We start from the raw sequence: 6971 nt of genomic DNA on the forward strand, positions 1-6971 counted from the left end.
GGCATGGATGATCTCGGCACCGCCCGCCGTGCGCGCCGTGACCACCGGCAGGCCGGCCGCCATCGCCTCCAGCAGCGACAGGCTCATCGCCTCGTAGCGCGACGGAAACACATAGGCATCCACCGACGACATCAACTGCGGCATGGTCTTCACCAGGCCGAGGAAATGCACGCGCGAGGCAATGCCGAGCGCGCGCGCCTCGTCGGGATACGGGCTGCCCGGCAGGAAGCCGGCCACCGCCAGATGCACATGCTCGGGCAACTGCGTGAGCGCCTTCAACACGGTGCCGAGGTTCTTGCGCGGCGTGCGCAGGTCGCCCACGAACAGCAGCATGAACGCGTCCTCGGGCAGCCCGTAGGCCACCCGGTCGGGCCGCGCGCCGCTGAACGCCTGCGCATCCACACCGTTGTAGATCACGCCGATGCGCGACCCGTCGATGCCGATCCGGCGGATCTCGTCGGCCACCTTGCCCGACACCGCGACGATCGCGCGCGAGCGCCGGTAGGCCCAGCGTTCCAGCACGGTATTGGCGCGCGTGTAGATGTACTGATAGGCCGACCACAGCCCCTTGGTCAGCGAGAACGGGTAATAGCGGCTCGCGAACCAGCCGCCGTGCACGAAGTGCGCGGTGTTGACGTCGGCGCGCACCCACGAAATGAAGCCGTTCACGTGCAGCACGTCGAATTCGTTGCGATGGCGGTTGATCCACAGCGCGCTCTTGAGCGCGAACACCTGCTGGCGCAGCAGGTTGCTCGGCCAGAACCGCGCCGGCTGCACCGGAATCCAGCGCACCCGCGGATGGTCGAGCAATTCCTGCGCGACGTGCGATGCGATCAGCGTCACCTCGCATTGCTCGGCAAGCGCCGCCCGGGCAATTTCGTAGTTGACGCGCCCTTGTCCGTCGTTGTGACGAACCGTATGCGTGACGATGGCTATTCTCACAGTCCTGCTCCCCGTATGCGTTTGGCGGCCGCGCGCTGGATTTTTTGCCAATGTGACGCGGCCAGGATCGAAAACAAACTCATGAACAGCAACAAGCCTCCCGTGCCGATCAGGGAATTCGTGAACACCAGCATCGCGAAGATCGAGATCGCGAGGCTCACGCAGGCCGCTACATATTTATCGTCGCGCATCCGGAACGACACGCGCAGCGCACGTGCGAGCAGCCACAACGTGCCGGCCAGGTAAAGCAGCGAGCCGGGCCAGCCGAGCACGAACGGCACGTTCATCACGCCGCTGTCGAAGCTGCCGTACTTGCCGAGTTCGCCGCTGTCGCTCGACAGCTTGGTGGACGCACCGGTGGCGCCCATGCCCTCGCCCGACACGTCGGTGAACGCGGTCTGCGCGAAGCTGGCGTAGAACTTGTTGCGGTCGTCGTAGCTGCGGTCGTCCTTCAGATTCGTGATCGACTGGAGCCGCTGGCCGAGGCGGTCGGCCACCGGCCCCACCGTCAACAGCGGCACCGACAGCCCGGCCAGCACCATCGCGCCCACCAGCATGCGCACCCGCACGCGGTTCGACGATTTGGCGAGCTGCACGATCAGCGCGATCACCCAGCCGCCCCAGGTGGAACGCACCAGGCACAACATGAACGCGATGAAGCCGGCCGCACCGGCCAGCCAGCGCACCCGCTGGGTGGCGGCCAGCATGAACACCAGCGCGCCCATCATCGCGAACGCGAACGGCCCCGACGAATTCATCGTGCTGAACACGCGCACGCCGTACGGCACCGGCTCGCCCTGCGAGGCCATCTGCGAGCCGACCATCCACAGCACGTCCCAGGCCGGCATGATGAAGAACTGCACCATCCCGTAACCGCCCATCACCAGCATCCCCCACACGAAGGTGGAGACGATGGTGTCGCGGTATTCGGGGTAATCGCGCGCGTTCACGGCGATGTGGAAACCGATCAGGATCGGGTAGACCCAGTTGGCCAGATCGTAGGTGGCGGCCAGCAGCCCCGACGACACCAGCCCGACGAAATACGCATAGGCCAGGCCGAGCAGCATCATCAGCATCGGCAGGCCGCGCCGCTGCGCGAGCACGCGGTAATGGCGGATCAGGCCGAGCCCGCAGATCATCGTCACGGCCAGCGGCGCGATTTGAATCAGGCTGGTGGGCGTGTACGCCCCGCGCGACCAGTCGGCGAGCCGCCGCACCTCGGGCGCGAGGAACCACAGCCACCAGACGAAGCCCACGTAGCGCGCCGGGCTGCGGAAATACAGCCACAGCCCGGTGGCGATCGACAGCGCCGGAAACGCGAGCGTCAGGATCGAGCCCTGGTGCGCGAGGATCAGCAAACCGGTCAAGGTCCACAGGCCGGCCTGCGCGGCCCAGTGCTTCGGCTCGGCCCCGAACCGGCGCTTGCGGCGCTTGGCCGGCCGGCGCATGCCGATCGGCGGCGGCTGCGGCGGGGCCGGCGGCCCGACGGGCGGTTGGGACGGAAAGGCGGGCGTACTCATGATCCGGCGCGCCTCAGTTCGAGGTGGTGCGCGAATCGGCGAGCGGCAGCGGCGCCGCGCCGTCGGCCGTCGCGGCGCGCCCGCGTTGCAGCAGCTCGCGCGTGATGCGCACGTGCTGCGCAGCGAACGCCTCGGTGCTCAGGTCGCGCTCGACGAGCCGGGCGGAGGCCGCCTGCGCCTGCGCCAGCGCGCGGGCCGGCTGCGCCAGCATGCGATCGGCCGCGCCGCGCATCGCGCCGGCATCGAACGCCGGCACGTAGGCCGCGCAATCGGTCGGGAAATAGTCGCGCAGGCCGCCCACGTCGCTGACGATCATCGGCTTGCCGACCGCCGCCGCCTCCAGCATCACGGTAATGCCCGACGCATGATGGTTCGGCCGCAGCGGCACCACGATCACGTCGGCCCAGTCGTAGAACGCGCGCTGCTGCGCCATGCCCGACACCGAGGCGATCTCGACGTTGTCGCGATGCAGCGCCGGGGGAATGCGGCGGCGCGTGGCGAGCTTGACCTGATAGCGCGGCAGGCCGCCGAACGCCTCGATCAGCGTGGTCCAGTCGCGGTCGCGATCGTTGCCGATCGCGGCGATCCGCAGCGGCCGGTTCGGCGTCCAGCTTTCGGGCCGGCGCACCGGGAAATCCTGCAGGTTGAGGCCGTAATAGACCTGCACGGCGTCGCGTTGCAGGTAGTCACGGCACAGCACGGCGTTGTCGCGCGCGAGCGTGGTCAGCACGTCGGCGCGCGCGAGCAGCTTGCGGTAGACCCAGCGGCGCAGCGCGCCGAACTGCGGCCAGCGGTCGAGCAGCCACACGCTCTGCGCGAGCAGGCGCGGGTGCGTGCCGCGCTCGCCGGCCAGCTTGAGAATCAGCGCGGCGGCCAGGTGCTCCTGCTCGGTGTGCGTCCAGATCACGTCGGCGGCCAGCAGCGCCTCGCGGTTGCGCCAGGCGTGGATCGCGTCGAAGCCGAGCGCGGCCTTCAGCGCGCGGCGCGCGAGGCTGACCGGGCGCGATTCGCGGCCGTCGCGCGAATAGCTCATCGCGAACTCGTCGGAGGCCGCGTGGTGATAGCCATACAGGCAGCCGATGTTGTCGCCGGCGCGGTAGGTGCGCGGGTCGGCGCCATGAAACAGATGAACGTGGACCTGGGTGGCGGTCATGCAAAGCTCCGGGTTCGTGATTCGGGATGCGTGCGCGAGGCGAGCGGTTCGGAGGGTTCGGGCGGCTTGGGCACCGTGCCTCAGGCCGCCGCCAGCGGGCCGCCGGACGGCGCGGCGCGGCGGGCCGCCTGCGCGCCCTCGCGCACCGCGCGCCAGCGTTCGCGCACACGCTCGCCGCGCGACGAGCCGATCGACAGCAGCACGTGCGCGAAACCCGGATACACGCGCGTGCCGACCAGCGCGTACCACCACCAGGCGATCTCGCGCTTGGGCGCCGGCAGGTGATCGCGCAGCGTCAGGTGCAGGTTGTAGGCGGCGTTGACGATCGCGCTGCGCGAGGCGGCGTCGCGCCGGTCCTCGTCGAAGCGCTCGGCCGGGTAGTGATCCACCGCCACGGCCGGGTCGTACACCAGCTTCCAGCCGCGCCGCTTGACGGCCATGCTGAACGCCATGTCGTTGTGGGTTTGCGCGCCGGCGCCGCGCAGGCGCGTGTCGAAGCGCAGCCCGGCGATCGCGGCGCGCCGGTAGATCATGTTGGCGCCCTTGAGCATGTCCACCTCGCGCGCGTCGCCCGCGCCGAGATGGTGGTTGCCGATCAGCTTGCCCGACAGCGTCACGCGGCCCACCACGGGCTGCTCGCCGTCCACCACCCGGCCCTTCTCGTGCACCCAGTCGCGGCCGCCGAGCGCGCCGAGCTTCGGGTCGCCCGCGAACGCGGCGTCGATCCGTTCGAGCCAGTCGGGATGCGGCGCGGCGTCGTCGTCGGTGATCGCGACCACGTCGCCCGATGCCGTGTCGAGCCCCAGGTTCAGCGCGGCCACCTGCCCGCCCACCTCCACCGGCGCGATCACCAGCGGCAGCGCACCGCGCACGCGCGGGTCGGCCAGACATTCGTGGGTCGCGTCGTCCTCGGGGCGCGCCACCACGATCACCTGATCGGGGGCGCGGCGCTGACGCTGCAACGCGTTCAGGCAGCGGGCGAGATCGGCGGGACGCCGGTAGGTCGGAACCAGTACGGAAAGTTTCATCGGTGCTTCACCTCGTCGTCTTGGGCCGGGGCGCTCGCGCGCCTCAGGCATTCAGATATTCGTGGACCGACGCGTAGCCGCGCCCGTAGCCCCGCGCGCGCGCCGGCACGCCGTTGAAGATGCCGCCCTGAAGGTGCACGCCGGCCGTGCGCAGGCGCTTGATCGAATCGCTGATCTCGCCCTCGGTATGCATGCCCGAGCGCAGCACCAGGAAGGTCGCGCCGGCCAGCACGCCGAACAGCGTGGCGTCGGTCACGGCCAGGATCGGCGGCGAATCGACGATCACGGCGTCGTAGCGCTTGCCGAGGCCATCCAGATACAGCGCGAGGCGCGGCGACATCAGCAGCTCCGACGGGTTCGGCGGGCGCTGGCCGGTCGGGATGAACGACAGCCCCGGCACCTGCGTCTCGCGGATCGCATCCTCCAGCGCCACCTGCCCGCTCAACAGCTCCGACAGCCCGTTGCGGCGCGACACGCCGAAGTAGCGGTCGAGCGCGCCACGGCGCATGTCGGCGTCGATCAGCAGCACGCGCTTGCCCGAATGGGCCAGCAGCGCGGCCAGGTTGACGGTCAGGAAGCTCTTGCCGATGCCGGGCGTCGGGCCGGTCAGCACCATCACGCGGTTCTTCGCGTCCATCAGCGCGAACTGCATGGCGGTGCGCAGGCTGCGCAGGCTCTCGACGCTGAGATCCTTGGGCCGCGCGACGGCCAGGATCGGCCGCATGTCGCTGCCGCTCTTCTGCGCGGCGGCGTCGAGCTTCTCGAGTTCGACGCTTCTCGGCACGAGGCCGTACATCGGCAGGTTGAACATGCGCTCGACGCGCTCCGGATCCTCGATGCCCTTGAACAGGCTGCGGCGCAGGAACACCACGCCGGTGCCGACGATCAGGCCCAGGATCACGGCCGCCGACAGGATCAGCGCCTTCTTCGGCTTGACCGGCACGCCGGGGCGCAGCGCGGCGTCGACCAGGCGGATGTTGCCGCCCGTGCCGGCGCGCTGCACCGACAGTTCCTGCACGCGGTTCAGCAGCAGCACGTAGATGTCCTCGGCCACCTTGGCGTTGCGTTGCAGCGCCACGGCCTTGACCTCGGTGGCCGGCAGGCTGCGGAACTTGTCGGCGTACTTGTCGCGTTCCTTTTCAAGCTGCGAGAGCTGCTGGTTGGCCGCGATCACCATCGGGTGCTCGGGCGTGAAGCGCTGGCTCAGGGAGGCGATCTGCAGGCGCTGCGCGGCGATCTGCTGCTCGTACTGCACGCTGCCTTCCAGGTAGACCTTCGCCTCGTCGCTCGCGTTGATCGAGCCCGACGTGCTCTGGTATTCGGTCAGCGCGGCCTCGGCGCGTTCCAGGTCCGATTTCAGGCGCGGCTCCTCGCTCTTGAGGAAGTCGAGCATCTTGTTCGCTTCGGCCTGCTTGCTGACCACGTGCTGGTTCAGGTACGACTGCGCGAGCGCGTTGGCGATCATCGCCGTCTGGTCCGGGTCCTTGCCTTCGAGCGAGATCTGGATCACGCCCGTCTGCTTGCCCTGCTCGGCGACCTGGATGCCCGCCTGGAACGCCGTGATCGCGTCCAGATCGTTCTGGCGCACCACCGTGAATTGCGTGCCCGGACGCGCCACCAGCTTCGACACCGTCAGCGCTACGCCGTTGCCCTCGGCGCGCTCGCCCACGCGGCCGCGCAGCAGCAGGCCGCCGTTCGGATCGGTCAGCGAATACGCGCCGCCCTCGCCGGCCGTCAGCGTCAGTTGCTTGCCTTCGAGCGACTGGGTCACGTCGATCGAATCGACCGCGGCCGCCTCGCCGCCCCAGGCGTACGACTTCATGCCGAACCACGGCGCGGCGAGCTTGCCCGGCGTGGCCACGCGCGCGGCGATCGCGCCGAAAAACGGCAGCGTCTTCGGCGAGACCGAGAAGTTCAGCTTGCACTGCTCCACCACCGGGCCGACCACGCCGCGGCTCTTGATGATCTCGATCTCGGCGTCGGTGGCGGGCGAACTCGGGCCGCTGTTGATCACCGCGCCGGTCTGCGTCTGCGTGAGCGCCTGCGTGGTGTTGTCGGAGGCCTCGACACGCACGTGCGCATCGGCCGAATACACCGGCTTCGCGAGGTAGCAATAGACGCCCGCGAGCGCTATCACCACCGCGGCGATACCGAGCAGCAGCCAGATGTCGTCGAGCACGACCTGGATCAACTGGCCGAGGACGACGTCTTCCTCGTCCGGCTTCGCGGCCAGATCCGCGTAGGGATGTTTGACTTGCGTATTCACGATGGCTATCCGCCTCAGGTTCGGTGGGCCGGCGTCGGGCGACGCCGGCCACGCCAGATCAG

5 protein-coding genes are annotated in these 6971 nt (G+C 69.4%); all 5 read right to left on the reverse strand.

From position 1 onward, the window contains the following. On the reverse strand, nucleotides 1–942 hold a 942-nt coding region (locus ACYP33_RS10860), incomplete at its 3' end, for a glycosyltransferase family 4 protein (protein WP_459621563.1). Then, entirely contained in the window at nucleotides 939–2390 is a 1452-nt protein-coding gene (locus tag ACYP33_RS10865; protein WP_414442009.1) for an O-antigen ligase family protein, read from the reverse strand. The genes ACYP33_RS10860 and ACYP33_RS10865, both read right to left, overlap by 4 nt. Before the next feature lie 85 nt (nucleotides 2391–2475). After that, nucleotides 2476–3615, reverse strand: a complete 1140-nt coding sequence (locus ACYP33_RS10870) for a glycosyltransferase (RefSeq protein WP_459621565.1) — start codon at nucleotides 3613–3615, stop codon at nucleotides 2476–2478. 80 nt (nucleotides 3616–3695) lie between these two features. Then, entirely contained in the window at nucleotides 3696–4643 is a 948-nt protein-coding gene (locus ACYP33_RS10875; RefSeq protein WP_459621567.1) for a glycosyltransferase family 2 protein, read from the reverse strand. A 43-nt stretch (nucleotides 4644–4686) separates the two neighbouring features. After that, complete coding sequence (locus tag ACYP33_RS10880; RefSeq protein ID WP_414442010.1) at nucleotides 4687–6912, reverse strand: polysaccharide biosynthesis tyrosine autokinase; 2226 nt, start codon at nucleotides 6910–6912, stop codon at nucleotides 4687–4689. Nucleotides 6913–6971: the final 59 nt, after the last annotated feature.

The organism is Burkholderia sp. 3C (assembly GCF_054589155.1).